Genomic DNA, 16,126 nt, shown 5'->3' with positions numbered 1-16,126 from the left:
GAAATATAAATGGTAAAAGTTTTAAATCACCCCCTAATTACTACAAAATTAACAATAATGAGAGACGAAAACACAACACACCATTTATTTAGGGAATTACTAAAAGAAATTTCAACATTAATGGTGTATGAAATTTTAAGAGATTATAAAACTGTCGATTGTAAAGTTAAAACAGCAGTGGGAGTGGAAACTATTGGACAAAAAATGGAACAAGAAATTGTCATAGTACCAATTTTAAGAGCTGGTCTTGGGATGGTAGAAGGAATTTTATCACTTGTTCCAACATCAAGAGTTGGACATATTGGAGTTTATAGAGATGAAAAAACTTTTGAAGTTCATGAATACTTTTATAAAATACCTAATGTTTCTAAAGATTCTTTAATTTTAGTGGTAGATCCAATGCTTGCCACTGGAACATCAGCAGTAGATTCTATTAGTAGATTAAAAGCTGATGGATTTAAAAATATAAATTTAGTTTGTCTTGTTGGTGTGCAAGAAGGAATTAATCATGTTTCTTCTAAACATCCAGATGTTAAAATCTTTTTAGCAGCAAAAGACGAAAAATTAAATGATAAAAAATATATATTACCTGGTCTTGGAGATGCAGGAGATAGGATTTTCGGTACAAAATAATGAATAAATTTGCAACAGTTGATATTGGCGGAACTAATGTTCGTTTCGCTTTAATAAAAGAACACAAAATTACAAAAAAAATTAAATTTCAAACAAACACAACTAACTGACAAGAAACACTTGATAAAATAGTTAAACTTATCAATACATATGAAATTAATAAATTAGCAGTTTGCATTCCAGGACCTGCTAACTACAAAGATGGTATCATCTTTAACACTCCTAATTTAAAAGGTTGAAAAAATTTAAATGTTAAAGAATACCTTTTAAATAACACTAAATTAGAAAAAATTGTTTTTGAAAATGACGCTAATGCTATGGCTTTAGCTAACCATCATTTTTATAATCAAAATAAAGAAAATATAACTCAATTTTTTACCATTTCTACAGGATTTGGTGCAGGATTAGTTATTAACAACCAAATTTACACTGGAGTAAATCATTTAGGACAAGAAATTGCTAGAATTCCTCTTGGAGAACCACTTTTTAGCACATTTCATTTATCTAAATATGCTGCAGAACTATTTGTTTCTGGAACAGGTTTTGCACTAAGAGCTAGTCAATTAAAAGATAAAAAAGTAGATGCAAAAGAAGTTTTAGAAAATTACAACAAAGATGAAACTTTTGAAAGAGTTTATAATGAATCTGTTATAACTTTAGCTAAAACTATTGCTACATTTATAGGGATTTTAGCTCCGAATTTAATTGTTTTTGGAGGTTCAGTAACTCACAAAAACAGTTTCTTTGTAAAAGAAGCTATTAAAATGGCAAAAACACTTTGTGATAAACAACAATTTAAACAAGTTAAGTTTAAATTTGATAAATTAAAGGACAATTCAGCACTTATTGGATTAAGTTATTTATTAAATGCATAAAAACTTTTCTTACTCCAAAGAAAGAGTTGTGTTTTCAATTGTATTTACAGCTATTTTTCTTTGTTTATCTTTAATAGCTCTTTTTGTAAGTAAATATATAGCGTGACCACTTGGGGATTTTGGTTTAAAAATTGACTTATCAATTATCTTTATATTTCCAATTGCATTCTTTTTGCATTATAGATACACTTTAATTGCTTTATTAATAAGATTTCTTTTAGGACCAGTAATTCAATTAAATATAGATGCAACGGGTTATTTGGGACATTTTATTTTATTGGTAGCAAACTTAATCTTTATATTTAGTTTTTTCTTGTTTAAAAAACTTTTTGAAAAAATAATTAAAAATAAAAACTGGTTTATTATTTTATCTTTAGTTTTATCTATTATAGTTACAACTATTGTAATTACCACATTAAATATTTTTGTTTTTAATTGACCATATTTTTATTTATATGGTATAAAAATGAGTTATGAAGAATATTTAACTAAATATTTTACAGTTTCTTTAATTACCTTTATTCCATTTAATTTAGCTAATTACCTTCTTTCTTCAATATTAACCTTTGGAATTATTGTATTTTTAGAAACTTATTATAAAAATCACAGAAGACAAAAACATCATATTTAAAAAACAAAATATGATGTTTTTTATTAAAGCGGATCCAAAATTTAATTAACTAAAAGGGCATAAAATGAATTTTTCTATAAAAATTCATAAAAAATGCAACTTTTTGATTTTATTTGATAAAAAATATTCATATTTTTCTATAATTTTATATGTAATCAAAAATTAAAATTTTTAAGGAGAAAAATGAAATTAAAGAATATTTTAATTAAATCAAGTCTAGTGTTAACACCAGCAATCGCTTTTGCAACCGTTGTTTCTTGTGGTGAAAAAACAACAAATCAAAATTCAACTAACCAAAATTCTGAAGATAAAAACATTTTAGATAATCAAAGATGATTAACTAATGTTTGAAATTCAGTTTCAGCAGAAAAAGATGCTATGGCATACACTTTATACCAATCAGCAATGAAACAATTCGATACTTTAGTAGAAGGACAAAAAAGTGTTTTTGAACTTGATAAAGTACAAACAAACGGAGACCACGTAACTGTTACAAATACAACAGAAGGAAAATCTATTCCAGTTGTATTTATGGATTTAGATGAAACAGTTTTAAATAACTATGCTTACCAAAATTACTTAGTATTACATAAACAAACATTTAATGCAGATTCATGAAATGAATTTGTTCAAGATAAAAAAGCTAAAAAAATAGCAGGAGCTATTGAATTCATTAAACATGTATGATCAAAAGGTGGAGTTGTTATGTTCAACTCAAATAGAGAACAAGAAAATCAACTAGAACCCACAAAAGCAAATTTAGTAACTGAAGGATTAGAAGCAAAATATATGCCAAAATGAATTTGATGAATGCAAGGGGTTGATTTAAGTCAAGACAAACCATGAAATCATATTAAAAAAGATTCTGATGGAAAAAGAGTAAAATCTGCAAAAGAAGAAAGAATGAATTTAGTAAGTTCTAAAAAATTAGATTTAAGCACAGAACAAACAGGAGCAAATGCTGTTTCCTTTAAAGTTGTTATGAGAGTTGGAGATAACTTTGATGATTTCAATGATTTAGCATCAGCTAAAAAATCTAATACAGATAGAAAAACAGTATTAGAAACAACAAAAAAATTATTTGGTAACTTTGATGTTAATACAAAAGGAATTAAATACACAAAAGGCACCGATGGTCAAGTAACTCACGAAAATGAAACTTGAGCAGAAGGATATGTCCTAATTGGTGGTAATGCTTCATATGGCGGATTTGAAGAAGGACTTGCAGAAGGATATTACGGACTTTCTGATGATAAAAAAGTTGCAGCATTAAAAGCAGCACTTAATTCATTAAAATGAAAAGATTAAAATAGATTTTAAAAAAATTAGCACTTTTTATTATAGAGTGCTAATTTTTATTATATAATTTTATTTATTGTATAATTAAATAATTAAATTAAGCAAAGGGGAGATATGCAAAATAAAACAAAAAACAAAATGTTATTATTAAATTTCGATGAAGTCTTTCTTTTTACTAAAAAAGTAATTAGACTTGATGAACAAGAATTTAAATTTTTATGAAAAGAAAGGGAAAAATACGGGAAAAATAATGATTTAAGTGAAGGTTTTCCTGTAGTTATTTCTCATTTTGATTTATGAATCGACTCTACAATGAATATGGAAGTAATTCCTGATGAAGAAAAAGTTGGTATAGTTTGGAGAATAATTGATATCAAAAGAGAAATGAAAACTTTTGTTGAATTAAATATGTTACCAACAGCTCAAAAAGTTAAAATTAATTCTTTTTCTCCAGTAGATAAAAGTTTTAGTAGAATTATTGGTCAAGATGTTGATGCAGAATTTATAAAATTTAATTCTTCTAGTCTTGGTGCTGTAAAAGCAGGTATTAGAAAAATGGAAGAAGAATTTTCAAATCATTCCTTTTTAAAACCAATTAAAGAATTTTTTGAACCACTTTTTTCATTAAAAAATTTAATGGATGAAAATGAAATCATTTTTCCACTTTTAGCAATTGCTGAAGAAGTAGATTTACCAAAAGAATATAAAAAACGTTTAATTTTTGCAACAGATAATTTACAAAGATTAGCAGCAATGGCAGATTTTATTAATAGTTTGATTCAAGAAAGAGCAATTGTTAATGAAATAGAAAATAAAATGAAAAAAACTCTTGATAAACAACAAAAAGAATTTATTTTAAGAGAAAAAATGAGAGCAATTCGTCAAACATTAGGCGATGAAGATTCTCAAGAAGAAAAAAATGAAAAAGAATTGTTTAAAAAAGATGATGAAAATAAATTTCCTATAGGAGTAAGAGAAATAATTAAAAATGAAACAAGAAAATTAAAAGGAATGATGTCTAGCTCTCCTGAAGCGAATGTAACTAAAAATTATTTAGATTTAATTTATAATTTACCTTGAAGAAAAGTAAAAATTGATCATTTAGACATAGAACAGGCATCCAAAGAATTAGCAAAAAAACACTTTGGTTTAAAAGATGTTAAAGAAAGAATTTTAGAATTTCTTGCTGTTTTAACTAACATAAAAAACAAAAATGATGAGAAAAAATTAAACATTATTAAACCATTGCCTACAGAAAATGCTGCTTTAGATTTAAGTTTATTTGATAAACATTCAAATAAATTAAATAATAATATGCCTATTTTAACTTTAGTTGGTCCTCCAGGAACAGGAAAGACTTCCATTGCTCAATCTATTTCTGATGCTATTGGAAGAAAAATGATAAAAATCTCTCTTGGTGGAGTTAGAGATGAATCAGAAATTAGAGGACATAGAAGAACTTATGTTGGAGCTATGCCAGGAAAAATAATTAATGCAATTAAAAAAGCAGGTGTTTCTAACCCGGTTATCTTGTTAGATGAAATTGATAAAATGTCTTCAGATTTTAGAGGAGATCCTGCATCAGCAATGTTAGAGGTTTTAGATCCAGAACAAAACAAATTTTTCCAAGATCATTATTTAGAAACAGAATACGATTTATCTAAAGTTATTTTTATTGCAACTGCAAATTACTTTGATGGTATTCCTGAAGCTCTTGCAGATAGAATGGAAATTATTGAATTATCTTCCTATACTTTATTAGAAAAAAAAGAAATTGTTAAAAATCATTTATTAGATAAAGTTTTAAGTGAAACTCAATTAGACAAAAAATACTTTAATATCGATCAAGAAACAATTGAATATATTATTAAATCTTATACAAGAGAAGCAGGAGTAAGAGATTTAAAAAGAAATTTAGATAAAATTGCTAGAAAAATTATCGTTAAACTATTAAAAAATGAAATTAGCAAAGATAAAGATTTTATAGTTGATAAAAAAGTAGTAACAGATATGCTTGGAATTGAAAAATTCTCAGATGATATAAACGAAACTAAACCACAAATAGGGATAGTTAATGGACTAGCTTATACTGCTTATGGTGGTTCCACATTGTCAATAGAAGTTAACACCGTTCCTTCTACAAAAGCTGAAATAAAATTAACTGGTCAGTTAAAAGATGTTATGAGAGAATCAGCAGAAATAGCTATTAGTTATGTTCGTGCAAACGCTAAAGAATTTGGTATTGATTTTGATTTTGAAAATAATCAAATTCATATCCACGTTCCTGAAGGTGCAGTCCCAAAAGATGGGCCTTCTGCTGGTGTAACTTTTACTACTGCAATTATTTCTGCTTTAGCTAAAAAACCTGTTTCTCCAACAATAGGAATGACAGGAGAGATAACTTTAAGAGGAAAAGTACTAGCAATTGGTGGTTTAAAAGAGAAAACTCTTGCAGCATATAAATTTGGTATTAAAACTATTTTCATTCCTAAAGATAATGAAAAAAATATTGTTGATTTAGCTGAAGAAATTAAAGAAAACATTACTTTCCATCCAGTTTCTAATTATCAAGAAATTTACAATTATATTTTTAAATCTCAAACAAAAAATAAATAATTTAAAAACAAAAATTCAACCAAAACCATAATGGTTGATTTTTTTATTTAATAAGTACCTTTTTTCAAAAAGTTAAAATAATATTAAAAAAACAATTTTTTATTTTGTTTTTTACTAAAAAAATATAAAATTATACATATGAAAAAGCTTGATAAAATTACACCTTGAAAAGAAAACTTTGCACAGTGATATGTAGATGTTATAAAAAATGGAGAATTAATTGAATATGGTCCTGTAAAAGGAACTATAATTTTTAAACCTAATTCTTATGCTATTTGAGAAAATATTCAAACAGAAATGAATAAATTATTTAAAGAAAAAGGAATTCAAAATGTTTATTTACCAATGTTAATTCCTGATTTCTTTATTAATACAGAAAAAGAACATGTTGCGGGTTTTGCTCCTGAGTTAGTTACCGTAACACATATTGGTGATAAAAAATTACACAATAATCTGTATATTAGACCTACCAGTGAAGTTTTATTTGCTGATTTGTTTAAAAAAAATATTGAATCTTATAAGGATTTGCCTTTAATTTATAACCAATGAACTTCAGTTATGAGATGAGAAAAAACAACAAATCCTTTTTTAAGAACTAGTGAATTTTTATGACAAGAAGGACATACAGTTCACTCTGATGCGATGGAAGCCAGAAAATTCACAAGAGATATGATTAAACTTTATGAAAGATTTTTAAAAAAATATTTAGCTATTCCTACAGTTGTTGGTAAAAAAACACCAAGAGAAAAATTTGCAGGAGCTTGTTCTACTTATACAATTGAAGCTATGATGAAGGATGGAAAAGCACTTCAATCAGGAACTTCCCATTATTTAGCTCAAAATTTCTCACGTGCTTTCAAAATTATTTTTACTAATAAAGATAATAAAGATGAATTTGCTTATCAAACATCTTGGGGTTTATCTACGAGATTATTAGGTGCTCTAATTATGACTCATGGAGATGATTCTGGAATTGTAATCCCACCAAGAATAGCTCCAATTCAAGTTGATATTCTTGAACTTTTTGCAAATAAAAATCCACAAGTATCAAAAACAATAAATCAATTAGAAAAATGACTAGCTAAAAAACTAAAAGTTAGAGTAGATAGAAGTGACAATCAACCGGGGTATAAAGCAGCTAATTCAGAAATTCAAGGAGTTCCTATCAGAGTGGAAGTAGGACCTAAAGATGTTGAAGAAGGTGTAGTTACAGTAGTTAGAAGAGATACATTACAAAAAGAAAAAGTAAAAATTTCTATTTTAAGAGATTACCTTGAAGACAAATTAATTGAAATTCAAGATAGTATGTATCAAAGAGCTAAAAAAAGACTTGAAGACAATACAGTAGTTGTAAATAACTATGAAGATTTCAAAAAAGAAATTGCTAAAAATAAATTTGTCATTACTGCATTTAATGGCGATGAAAAAGAAGAAGAAATGATTCAAAAAGAAACTGGTGCTACTTCTAGATGTATTCCATTTAAATATTTAAAACCAGTTGATGAAGGATTATGTATGTTTTCACAAAAACCTTCAAAAAGATATGTTCTTTTTGCAAAAGCTTACTAAAAACACAAGTTATCTAAACTTGTGTTTTTCTTTGTTTATGTTCAAATAATTATTTATCACTATTTTGGTTATTTGATTCGTTTTTGTTTTGTTTTTCTGTATTTTTGGTATTTTTATGTTTTTCTTTTTTTTCAATTTTAGTTTGCACTTTTGATAAAAATGCTCCTGCAATAACCCCGGAAGGGATTGCAAAGATAGCTATACCTATAATTGACATAATTACTACTAAACTTCTAGCAATATCAGAATGAGGGGTTATATCTCCATATCCAATAGTGGTTAAAGTAATGGTAGTAAAATAAATAGCTTTAGGAAACGTATTTACATAACTGCCTAAATCTTCTTCTGGTATTTTATTGTTTTTAATATAATCTAACTCTGCATCTAAAATAATTAAAGAGAAGAGTAAAATAACAATTATTATAAAAACAAAAATATTGGTTAAAATTGTTTTTTGTGTTTTAAAAACAGAAAATAATGAAGAAAATGATGAAAATAAATTTAATAATAAAATTATTCTAATCATTCTTAAAAATTTAAAACTTTTTAATAATGTTATTCAAGAAATATTTAGTTCTGTTGGTGTTAATAAATCAATAGAATATAATGAAGGTAATATTGATAATATTAAATTAAAAGATAAGACAGAAAACACAAAGAAAATTCTTGGATATTTATGTTTTTTTACATTTCTAACAGGAGCGCTTCACACTCATAAAAGATAGTCAAATATCATTAAAAAGAATGTGAACACTTCCATAAACCCTACTAAATGTTTAATTCCTGAAGAATCGTTATTATTTAAGTAAAGTGCTAAAATTGTGGTACTGAAAATAGAAAGAATAGAAAAGAAGAAAATTACTGAAAAATATATTATTTTAGTTATTTTAACTTTTTGTTGATGTTCGTCTTTAATACCTTTCATATTTTCTCTAGTAGCAACTATATTATCTAAAATAGTTAGAAAATAGTCACTTTTTAAAAAAAATAATTTGTTTTTCATAATTGTATTATACTAAAATGTAATAAAATTATATAAATATGAAAGATAAAATAATTTTTATAAAAAAAGAAGAAAATTTAGAAGATATAGTAAATTATATTTTCCAATTTAATTGAAAATATTTATATTTAAATGGAGATTTAGGAGCAGGAAAAACAACATTGACAAAATTAATTGCTAAAAAGTTAGGTATTAAAGAAAACGTGGTTTCTCCTACTTTTAACAAAATGAAAGTATATTCTAATTTAATACATATCGATGCTTATAATCTGTTAGGTGATTTAGAAGAATTTGAAGATTATTTTGAAGATAAAAAAGTTATAATTGAATGATCTAAAAATTTAAATTTAGATTATGAAAATTTTATTGCTATTGATATAAAATTTTCAAACAATGAAAGAATTTATGAAATTACTATAAATACGGGGGATTAAAATGAAAATTTTTATAGATACAACATTAAATGATTTAGTTGTTGCTCTTTTTAATTCTCAATACAAACTTATTGATTATGTATTAGAAACTGAATTAAAAGAAAAATCAGAAAAATTGCCATTAGTTTTTAAAAACCTTTTAAAAAGAAATTATATTAGCTTACAAAATATTAATAGTTTTTACATTAATTTAGGTCCAGGAACGTTCACAGGAAGTAGGATAGCTTTAGTTTTTTGTCGTACCATTTCACAATTAAGCAACATTAATATTTACACAACTTCTAGTTTTAATTTAGTGTCTTTACATACAAAAAATAAAGAAATTGCATATATTGATGCTCGTGGTAAATCTTCTTATAAAGCACTTGTTCAAAAAGGGAAAATCCTTTCAGATATTGAAGTGGTTGAAAGAAATCAAAACTGAGCAATTGATTATTTAGATGTAATAAATAATTTTTTTGATTATCAAAAATTATTTAAACTAGAAGAAAATTTACTTGAAATTCAACCAATTTATGTAAAAAAACCACATATTGGTTAAGCTGGCAAAAATTTTTCTTTTTGTGTTAAAATTAAATTAGACAAAAAGAGGGAAAAATGAAAAGAAATATTTTTATTAAGAAAATTAAAAATATTATTACTATAAATATTAGTAATTATTTTTTCATTTTTCAAGTAAATTAATTTTTTAATAATGTTATATTTAAAAATAAATGATTACTTGAAAAAGTAATTTTTTGTCAAAAAAGAAAGGAAACTATTGTATGAAAAAATATTTTAGTAATAAATGAATAATCGTATTTTTTACAATTTTTTATTTATTTACTATATTAAGTTCATCTCTATTAGTTTTATATTTGGTAAACTTAATAAATTCAATAGAACAAAAAAATTGAGAAGAATATAATAAATTTATTATTGCAAATGCAATTTTATCATCTTTATTTGTAATTTCAACGTTTTGTTATTTATTTTTTAAAAATAAATTAAATATGAAAATAAATCAAACATTAACAAAAGATGCTATTACAAAAATTTCTTCCATTTCTAATTATGAAATAGAGAAAAATAAAGAAGGAAAATATTTAATTTGAATTAAAGAAAGAATTCCTGAAATTACTAGTTTAGTTTTTGAACATTCCTTAGAAGGTTTTTTAAAAACTTTAACTAATATTGTAGTTTTAATAATTATGTTTTTTATAAGTTGAAAACTTGCTTTAATAGGAATTGCAGTTTTAATTTTAGCGTTTATAATTCCTTTATTTTTAAGTATTTTAGCAGGTAAAATTAATGAAAAATATGTTGTAAATCAAGAAAATCTTATTTCTTCTTTACAGACAGTTTTCAATGGTTTTAAAATTTTATATTATTTAAATAAAGAAGAAAAAATTATTAAATTGGTTAATTCGATTTTGAATAATTGAATAAAAGAAATAAATACTAAAAAATCTAAAGTAATTTTACTTGAACTAATTAATAGTTTTTTTCAAATTATTTCATCAATATTATTGCTTTTTATAACAGGCTATTTTATTTTTTATTTAAATGAACCTGTGGGAACCATTTTTGTTATACCTTCTTTCTTTATGGGATTTGCTCATAATTTTAGAGAAATAATTATGCTGCTTCAATATTTTGGAACTTATAAAAAATATATTAAAGAATTTACAGGTGCAAAAGAAATTACTAAAGAAAATATTGTAAAACAAAATATAGATAAAATCGAAGTAGAATCTCTTGATTTTAACTATGAAGAAAAAGAAATTTTCAAAAATTTTAATTTTACTTTTAAAAAAGGTAAAAAATATGCTCTTATAGGAAAATCCGGATCAGGAAAATCTACCTTGTTAAATATTTTATTAAAACAAATTGATGATTATAAAGGAAATATCCGTATAAATGGAAAAGATTTAAGAGAAATTAATATAAATAATTTAAAAGAAAATTTAATGTTTTTATCTAATAGAGAAGAATTATTTTTTGATTCTGTTTATAATAATATTTCTCTTTGAGAAGAGAATCAAGAGCAAAAAGTTCAACAAGCATTATTAAAAGTAAATTTAGAAAATTTAGATTTAAATAGAGAACTTAAAGAAGATGACGAATTATCTGTTGGAGAAAAACAAAGAATTAACATTGCAAGATATTTCTTTAAAAACCCAGATTTATTAATTTTGGATGAAGCAATGTCTAATATTGATGATAAAAATGCAAAAATAATTTTAGAAAATATTTTTAAAAACAATCCTAATTTACTATTTATAAATTGCACACATCATCTTAAAAATCCAGACTTTTATGATCACGTTATTGAACTAAAAGGAGATCAAAATGAATAAAACATTAAAAAATATGAAATTTACTTTTTTTGTTTTTCTAATTTGTTCTATTTTAATAAGTGTTATAGAAATGGTTCTCTCAATTATTGAAGGTTATGCAATTGATAGTGTTTTAAAAACCTTATCATTTATTAAAAATGATCCTTTTTTAACGTTTGGTACCTTAATAATAATATTAATTTTAGCAAATGTGGTTTTATTAGTAAGTAATTATTTTTACTTTACTTTTCACAATAAACTATTGCTTTATGTTGCAAAAAGTATTTCTAAAAACTTTTATAGTGATTTTTTAAATACTAATGCAAAAGGAATGAAAAAATATAGTCCAGATTTAGCTTTTAATTCAATTATAAATAATGGTAGTGCAATTACATATCAATCCATCATTCCTTTTGCACAGTTAACTGCAATATTAGTAAATTTACTATTTATTTTCTTATTTTTTGGAATAACTAATTGAGTAATTTTATTAATAGTTTTAGCAATTTTTACTTTAAGCACCATTCCAAATCTAATTTCAGTTAAAAAAGCAAAAATGTATACAGAACAAAAACAAATTTCTTTTAATCAACTATCTTCTAAACTTACTTATTGAATAGATAGATATACTGTTTTATATTATGCTAATAAAGAAAATATGCTTTATTCCTTTATAGAAAAAGAAATTTTAGATTATTATTTAAAAACTTATAAAAGAGAAAGATTTAATATTTTTAACAATAGTCTTTCACAATTTGTTGTTGAAGCAGGTGAAATAATAGGAATAATTATTTTGGTATTTATGTATTTTAAAAATGATTCTTCTGTAAGTATAGGAATGATTTATATTTTTAAAAAAGTTATTGAAAATTCTAAAACTGAATTTTTAGATTTTATTTCTGAATTTAAAAAATTTGTTGCTTCAAAAGAAATTTATAAACTTTTAGAAACAAATCTTGAAAAAGAAGAAAATCAATTAAAACTCGATTCAATAGAGCAAATAGAAATTAAAAATTTAAATTTAAGTTTTGATAATAAAGTAATTTTTAAAGATTTCAATCAAACCTTTTCTAAAGGGCAAAAATATGCATTAATTGGTGCTTCTGGTTCTGGTAAATCAACACTTCTTAGCATTTTATTAAATGATTTAGACAATTACCAAGGACAAGTTCTTATTAACAACCAAGATATAAAAAATTTCAATGACAAAAGTATAAAAAATGCCATTTCTTACTTGGATAATCAAAATTTTGTTTTTGACAAAAATGTTTCTGAAAATGTTTCCTTGCTTGAAAATGATGAGCAAAAAATAAAAGAAGCATTAGAATTTGTGGGTTTAAATAAAGAATTAGAGCCAAATGCATTTTCTAGTGATTTTGATAGTTTTACATCTTTATCTTTAGGACAAAAACAAAGACTTGCACTTTCTAGATTAATTTACTTTAATAAAGATTTTATTATTTTAGATGAATCATTATCTAATTTAAATAAAGAATTAGCACAGCAAATTTTAAATAAATTTTTAGATAGCAATAAAACTTTAATTTATGTATCACATCATTTAGATTCAAAACAATTAAATAAATTTAATAAAATAATAAATTTAAATGAAATATAATAAAATCAAGAACACTAAAATAAGTGTTCTTTTCTTATTATTTTTTTAATAAATATATCTCTAAAAATAAATTTAAAAAAAATTATTAAAAAATATTTTGATTTTTTTATTTTATGTTATAATTTTCAACGGAGAAGTAGCTCAGCTTGGCAGAGCGCTACGTTTGGGTCGTAGTGGTCGCAGGTTCAAATCCTGTCTTCTTCACCATGGGGGGGTAGCTCACTTGGCTAGAGCGCCTGCCTTGCACGCAGGAGGTAGAGGGTTCGACTCCCTTCCTCTCCACCATGGCTCTGTAGCTCAGTTGGTTAGAGCGTTCGGTTCATACCCGAAAGGTCAAGAGTTCGACTCTCTTCGGAGCCACCATATGGAAATCCAGCGGGTTTATTTTGGACCTATAGCTCAGTTGGTTAGAGCAACCGGCTCATAACCGGTCGGTCACTGGTTCGAGTCCAGTTGGGTCCACCATGGGCAATTACCCAAGAGGCTGAAGGGACTAGTCTTGAAAACTAGCAGGGGCTTCACCGCCCGCGGGGGTTCAAATCCCTCATTGCCCGCCATTTATTATTAAATAAGGTAATAACTTAAAAATAATTCCAATGTTGTCAATTTACAACATTTATATAGCGGAGTGGAGCAGTTGGTAGCTCGTCGGGCTCATAACCCGAAGGCCATAGGTTCGAGTCCTATCTCCGCAACCAACGGTTCAGTGGTAAAGTGGTTTAATACGTCTCCCTGTCACGGAGAAGATCGCGGGTTCGATCCCCGTCTGGACCGCCATGGCTCTGTAGCTCAGTAGGTAGAGCAACGGATTGAAGCTCCGTGTGTCACTGGTTCGATTCCTGTCGGAGCCACCATTTCAAAAAATGACCTCACCTTTTGAAGGTGATTTTTTTTATTCTTTTTAAAAAGAATCATTAAATAAAAATGTAATTAAATCAGATAAATAAAAACCGTTTTTCCCCATAAAACAGGCATAAACGGTTTTTTAATTATCTAAACTGAGAAACTAATAAAAATAAAAAAATCAATCTTAATAGATTGAAATATTTCTTATTTTAAAAGTAACTTAATGAATGAATGATTTTCTACCACTTCTTCTACATGTGTTGCTTCGTGAGAGTGGAAAGAAAGCATCATCAAAGTTCCTATAATTCCAATAGCAAAGAATATTAATGATCAATATCATTCTTTTTTTGAACCATTTCTCAAGTGAATGAATTCCGGAACAAGTTCTATTACAACAACAAAAGTTAGAATAGAACCACCAGAAGCATTTATTATTGGTAATAATCATCAAATTGTTTGTAAATGTCTATTTATAAATGCTCCTATAGTCATAATAGGAATTAATAAAAGAGTAGTTAATAAGTTATAAATAACTGCTTTTTTAATTGTTTGACCATATTGTACTTGTCTATAATAAACAATTAAAATCTCAATTACAATGTGAATGTTAAATGTAACAATTAAACCTACATTAATATCTTCACCTACACTTATTCTTGAAACTGTAGCTCCTAAAATAAATCCATCAATTGTTCTATGTGATAAAAGCAATAATATAGCTAATCAAGCAGATTTAGGATTATCGATATCACTAAAGTTTATAATGTGGTCGCTATGACCATGTTCATTATGGTCTTTGTGAACATCAGAAACACCAAAAAAACGCACAAAAATATATCTAACAATAAAAATAGTACCAATTCCAATAATTGCTCCTGAACCAATTATTGCTAAAGTCAATAATTGTTCATTATAAACACTTTTACTTAGAAAATCTTTCAATTCATCTTGATGATGAATTTTGTGTTCGATGGTATCAAAACCTTCTCTTAAAAATCCTACTGTTCCTATAATAATTAGCATTCCTGCACTTAGGGCATATAAGTAAATATTTGAACTTCTTTTAATAGTTGGTTTTAATTTAGCAATTAGTAAAACCATTGTAATTGGTACTATTAATAATATTGATATATATATTAATAGATTAACAAAAATTGCTAAATCAATATTTCCATTAAAAGACTCAGCTTTATATGGGAACATATTTTCCTTTCTACATTAAAATTAATTATAAATTTTAGCATATTTTTTAATTAAACAAGTATAATTAACCTATGAAATTTCCAAAATTATTATTTTTAGATTTAGATGGAACACTTTTAGATAAAGGTATAGGTGTTTGAGCTAAAATGAGTGAAAAAAATAAAGATGCTGTTTTAGAATATTCAAAACAATATCCTGTTGTTATTTCAACAGGTAGAACCTTTAATCATGAAGTAGAAAAAATAGCTAAATCAGTTAATGCTAAATTTATAGTATGTCAAAACGGTTCCATTATACTTGACAAAAATTTTAAGGAAATTCAAAACTATAAAATTTCTCAAGAAGTAATTAAACAAATTTTGGATGAAGTAATTAATCAAAAACTTACTTTTGTTGCAAATCCTGGATCAATAGTTTATGGACGTGGTTTTTGAAACAAAATATATTCTTTATTTTCTCACTTTAGTCATAAAGACTATGAAGAGTTTGAAATCAAAGAATCAAATAAAATTCTTGTAATAGGACATTCAAAAAAGAAAATTAAAAATTTATTTAATGATTTAACAACTAAATTTCATAACCAAATAGACGCAAGAATTGTGGGTAAAAATTACGCAATTGAAATTACAAGACATGATTGTTCAAAAGGAGAAGCAGCAAAAACCATAGCAGAATTTTTAAATATTGATTTAAAAGAATCAATGCACATTGGCGATTCTATGAACGATTCTACAACAAAAAATATTGTAGGTACTTTAGTAGCAATGAAAAGTGGTTCTAAAAGGTTGCAAGAAATTGCGGATGTCGTAGGACCGAGAAAACAGAACGGCGGAGTATCAAAAATACTAAAATCATTTAAATAAACAAATTTATTGTATAATTAAATATGTAATTATACAAGGCACCATAGCCAAACGGCCAAGGCATGGGTCTGCAACACCCTGATTACCGGTTCGAATCCGGTTGGTGCCTCCAAATTGCGCCCGTAGCTCAACTGGACAGAGTGTTTGGTTACGGCCCAAAAGGTTAGGGGTTCGACTCCTCTCGGGCGCGCCAAATCATCTTATTGACCATAAAGGAA

Annotated in this window: 13 protein-coding genes and 10 tRNA genes; 21 read left to right on the top strand and 2 right to left on the bottom strand. The window is 25.6% G+C overall.

Going from position 1 to position 16,126, the window contains the following annotated elements; all coding sequences use genetic code 4:
• Positions 1–9: 9 nt before the first annotated feature.
• The 6 genes from upp to proS all read left to right on the top strand — a co-directional run bounded on the left by upp (position 10) and on the right by proS (position 7,623).
• A complete protein-coding gene (upp, locus tag ACXX89_RS00185) occupies positions 10–633 on the top strand; it encodes a uracil phosphoribosyltransferase (protein WP_436358499.1) in 624 nt (207 codons plus the stop codon).
• Positions 633–1,508, top strand: a complete 876-nt coding sequence (locus tag ACXX89_RS00180; RefSeq protein WP_458557226.1) for an ROK family protein — start codon at positions 633–635, stop codon at positions 1,506–1,508. The genes upp and ACXX89_RS00180 overlap by 1 nt, the downstream gene beginning before the upstream one ends.
• Positions 1,501–2,139: an MPN527 family putative ECF transporter permease subunit gene (locus ACXX89_RS00175; RefSeq protein ID WP_458557225.1), complete on the top strand. Its 639-nt coding sequence runs from the start codon at positions 1,501–1,503 to the stop codon at positions 2,137–2,139. Before ACXX89_RS00180 ends, ACXX89_RS00175 begins: the two co-directional genes overlap by 8 nt.
• Positions 2,140–2,322: 183 nt before the next feature.
• Positions 2,323–3,447 (top strand): HAD family acid phosphatase, encoded by a 1,125-nt coding sequence (locus tag ACXX89_RS00170; protein ID WP_458557224.1) that lies wholly within the window; start codon positions 2,323–2,325, stop codon positions 3,445–3,447.
• A 105-nt stretch (positions 3,448–3,552) separates the two neighbouring features.
• Positions 3,553–6,054: an endopeptidase La gene (gene lon, locus ACXX89_RS00165; protein WP_458557223.1), complete on the top strand. Its 2,502-nt coding sequence runs from the start codon at positions 3,553–3,555 to the stop codon at positions 6,052–6,054.
• A gap of 138 nt (positions 6,055–6,192) precedes the next feature.
• Positions 6,193–7,623, top strand: a complete 1,431-nt coding sequence (gene proS, locus ACXX89_RS00160; RefSeq protein ID WP_458557222.1) for a proline--tRNA ligase — start codon at positions 6,193–6,195, stop codon at positions 7,621–7,623.
• Between the two features lie 49 nt (positions 7,624–7,672).
• Here the strand turns inward: proS and ACXX89_RS00155 are convergent, their stop codons facing one another.
• Positions 7,673–8,626 carry a potassium channel family protein gene (locus ACXX89_RS00155; RefSeq protein WP_458557221.1) on the bottom strand — a complete coding sequence of 318 codons (954 nt, stop codon included), beginning with the start codon at positions 8,624–8,626 and terminating at the stop codon, positions 7,673–7,675.
• Between the two features lie 38 nt (positions 8,627–8,664).
• Here ACXX89_RS00155 and tsaE point away from each other — a divergent pair, with 38 nt between their 5' ends.
• The 12 genes from tsaE to ACXX89_RS00095 all read left to right on the top strand — a co-directional run bounded on the left by tsaE (position 8,665) and on the right by ACXX89_RS00095 (position 13,850).
• A complete protein-coding gene (gene tsaE / locus ACXX89_RS00150; RefSeq protein ID WP_458557220.1) occupies positions 8,665–9,060 on the top strand; it encodes a tRNA (adenosine(37)-N6)-threonylcarbamoyltransferase complex ATPase subunit type 1 TsaE in 396 nt (131 codons plus the stop codon).
• A gap of 1 nt (position 9,061) precedes the next feature.
• The gene (gene tsaB / locus ACXX89_RS00145; RefSeq protein ID WP_458557219.1) at positions 9,062–9,601 is read left to right on the top strand and encodes a tRNA (adenosine(37)-N6)-threonylcarbamoyltransferase complex dimerization subunit type 1 TsaB; all 540 of its coding nucleotides are present in this window, start codon (positions 9,062–9,064) and stop codon (positions 9,599–9,601) included.
• A 223-nt stretch (positions 9,602–9,824) separates the two neighbouring features.
• Positions 9,825–11,399, top strand: a complete 1,575-nt coding sequence (locus ACXX89_RS00140) for an ATP-binding cassette domain-containing protein (protein WP_458557218.1) — start codon at positions 9,825–9,827, stop codon at positions 11,397–11,399.
• On the top strand, positions 11,392–12,996 hold the full coding sequence (locus ACXX89_RS00135; protein ID WP_458557217.1) for an ATP-binding cassette domain-containing protein: 1,605 nt from the start codon (positions 11,392–11,394) through the stop codon (positions 12,994–12,996). Before ACXX89_RS00140 ends, ACXX89_RS00135 begins: the two co-directional genes overlap by 8 nt.
• A gap of 130 nt (positions 12,997–13,126) precedes the next feature.
• Positions 13,127–13,203, top strand: a tRNA-Pro gene (locus tag ACXX89_RS00130).
• Position 13,204: 1 nt separating this feature from the next.
• Positions 13,205–13,281 (top strand) — tRNA-Ala (locus ACXX89_RS00125).
• Position 13,282: 1 nt separating this feature from the next.
• A tRNA-Met gene (locus ACXX89_RS00120) sits at positions 13,283–13,359 on the top strand.
• 25 nt (positions 13,360–13,384) lie between these two features.
• Positions 13,385–13,461, top strand: a tRNA-Ile gene (locus ACXX89_RS00115).
• 1 nt (position 13,462) lies between these two features.
• Positions 13,463–13,553, top strand: a tRNA-Ser gene (locus ACXX89_RS00110).
• Positions 13,554–13,618: 65 nt separating this feature from the next.
• Positions 13,619–13,694, top strand: a tRNA-Met gene (locus ACXX89_RS00105).
• A gap of 2 nt (positions 13,695–13,696) precedes the next feature.
• A tRNA-Asp gene (locus ACXX89_RS00100) sits at positions 13,697–13,773 on the top strand.
• A 1-nt stretch (position 13,774) separates the two neighbouring features.
• A tRNA-Phe gene (locus tag ACXX89_RS00095) sits at positions 13,775–13,850 on the top strand.
• Between the two features lie 196 nt (positions 13,851–14,046).
• Here the strand turns inward: ACXX89_RS00095 and ACXX89_RS00090 are convergent.
• Complete coding sequence (locus ACXX89_RS00090; RefSeq protein ID WP_458557216.1) at positions 14,047–15,045, bottom strand: hypothetical protein; 999 nt, start codon at positions 15,043–15,045, stop codon at positions 14,047–14,049.
• Between the two features lie 71 nt (positions 15,046–15,116).
• Here ACXX89_RS00090 and ACXX89_RS00085 point away from each other — a divergent pair, with 71 nt between their 5' ends.
• The 3 genes from ACXX89_RS00085 to ACXX89_RS00075 all read left to right on the top strand — a co-directional run bounded on the left by ACXX89_RS00085 (position 15,117) and on the right by ACXX89_RS00075 (position 16,101).
• Positions 15,117–15,908: an HAD-IIB family hydrolase gene (locus ACXX89_RS00085; protein WP_458557215.1), complete on the top strand. Its 792-nt coding sequence runs from the start codon at positions 15,117–15,119 to the stop codon at positions 15,906–15,908.
• Between the two features lie 37 nt (positions 15,909–15,945).
• A tRNA-Cys gene (locus tag ACXX89_RS00080) sits at positions 15,946–16,020 on the top strand.
• A 4-nt stretch (positions 16,021–16,024) separates the two neighbouring features.
• A tRNA-Arg gene (locus ACXX89_RS00075) sits at positions 16,025–16,101 on the top strand.
• Positions 16,102–16,126: the final 25 nt, after the last annotated feature.

Source organism: Mycoplasma sp. 1012 (assembly GCF_054343455.1).
Note: the sequence above shows the minus strand (reverse complement) of the source record. Positions and strands in the feature narration are given on the sequence as shown.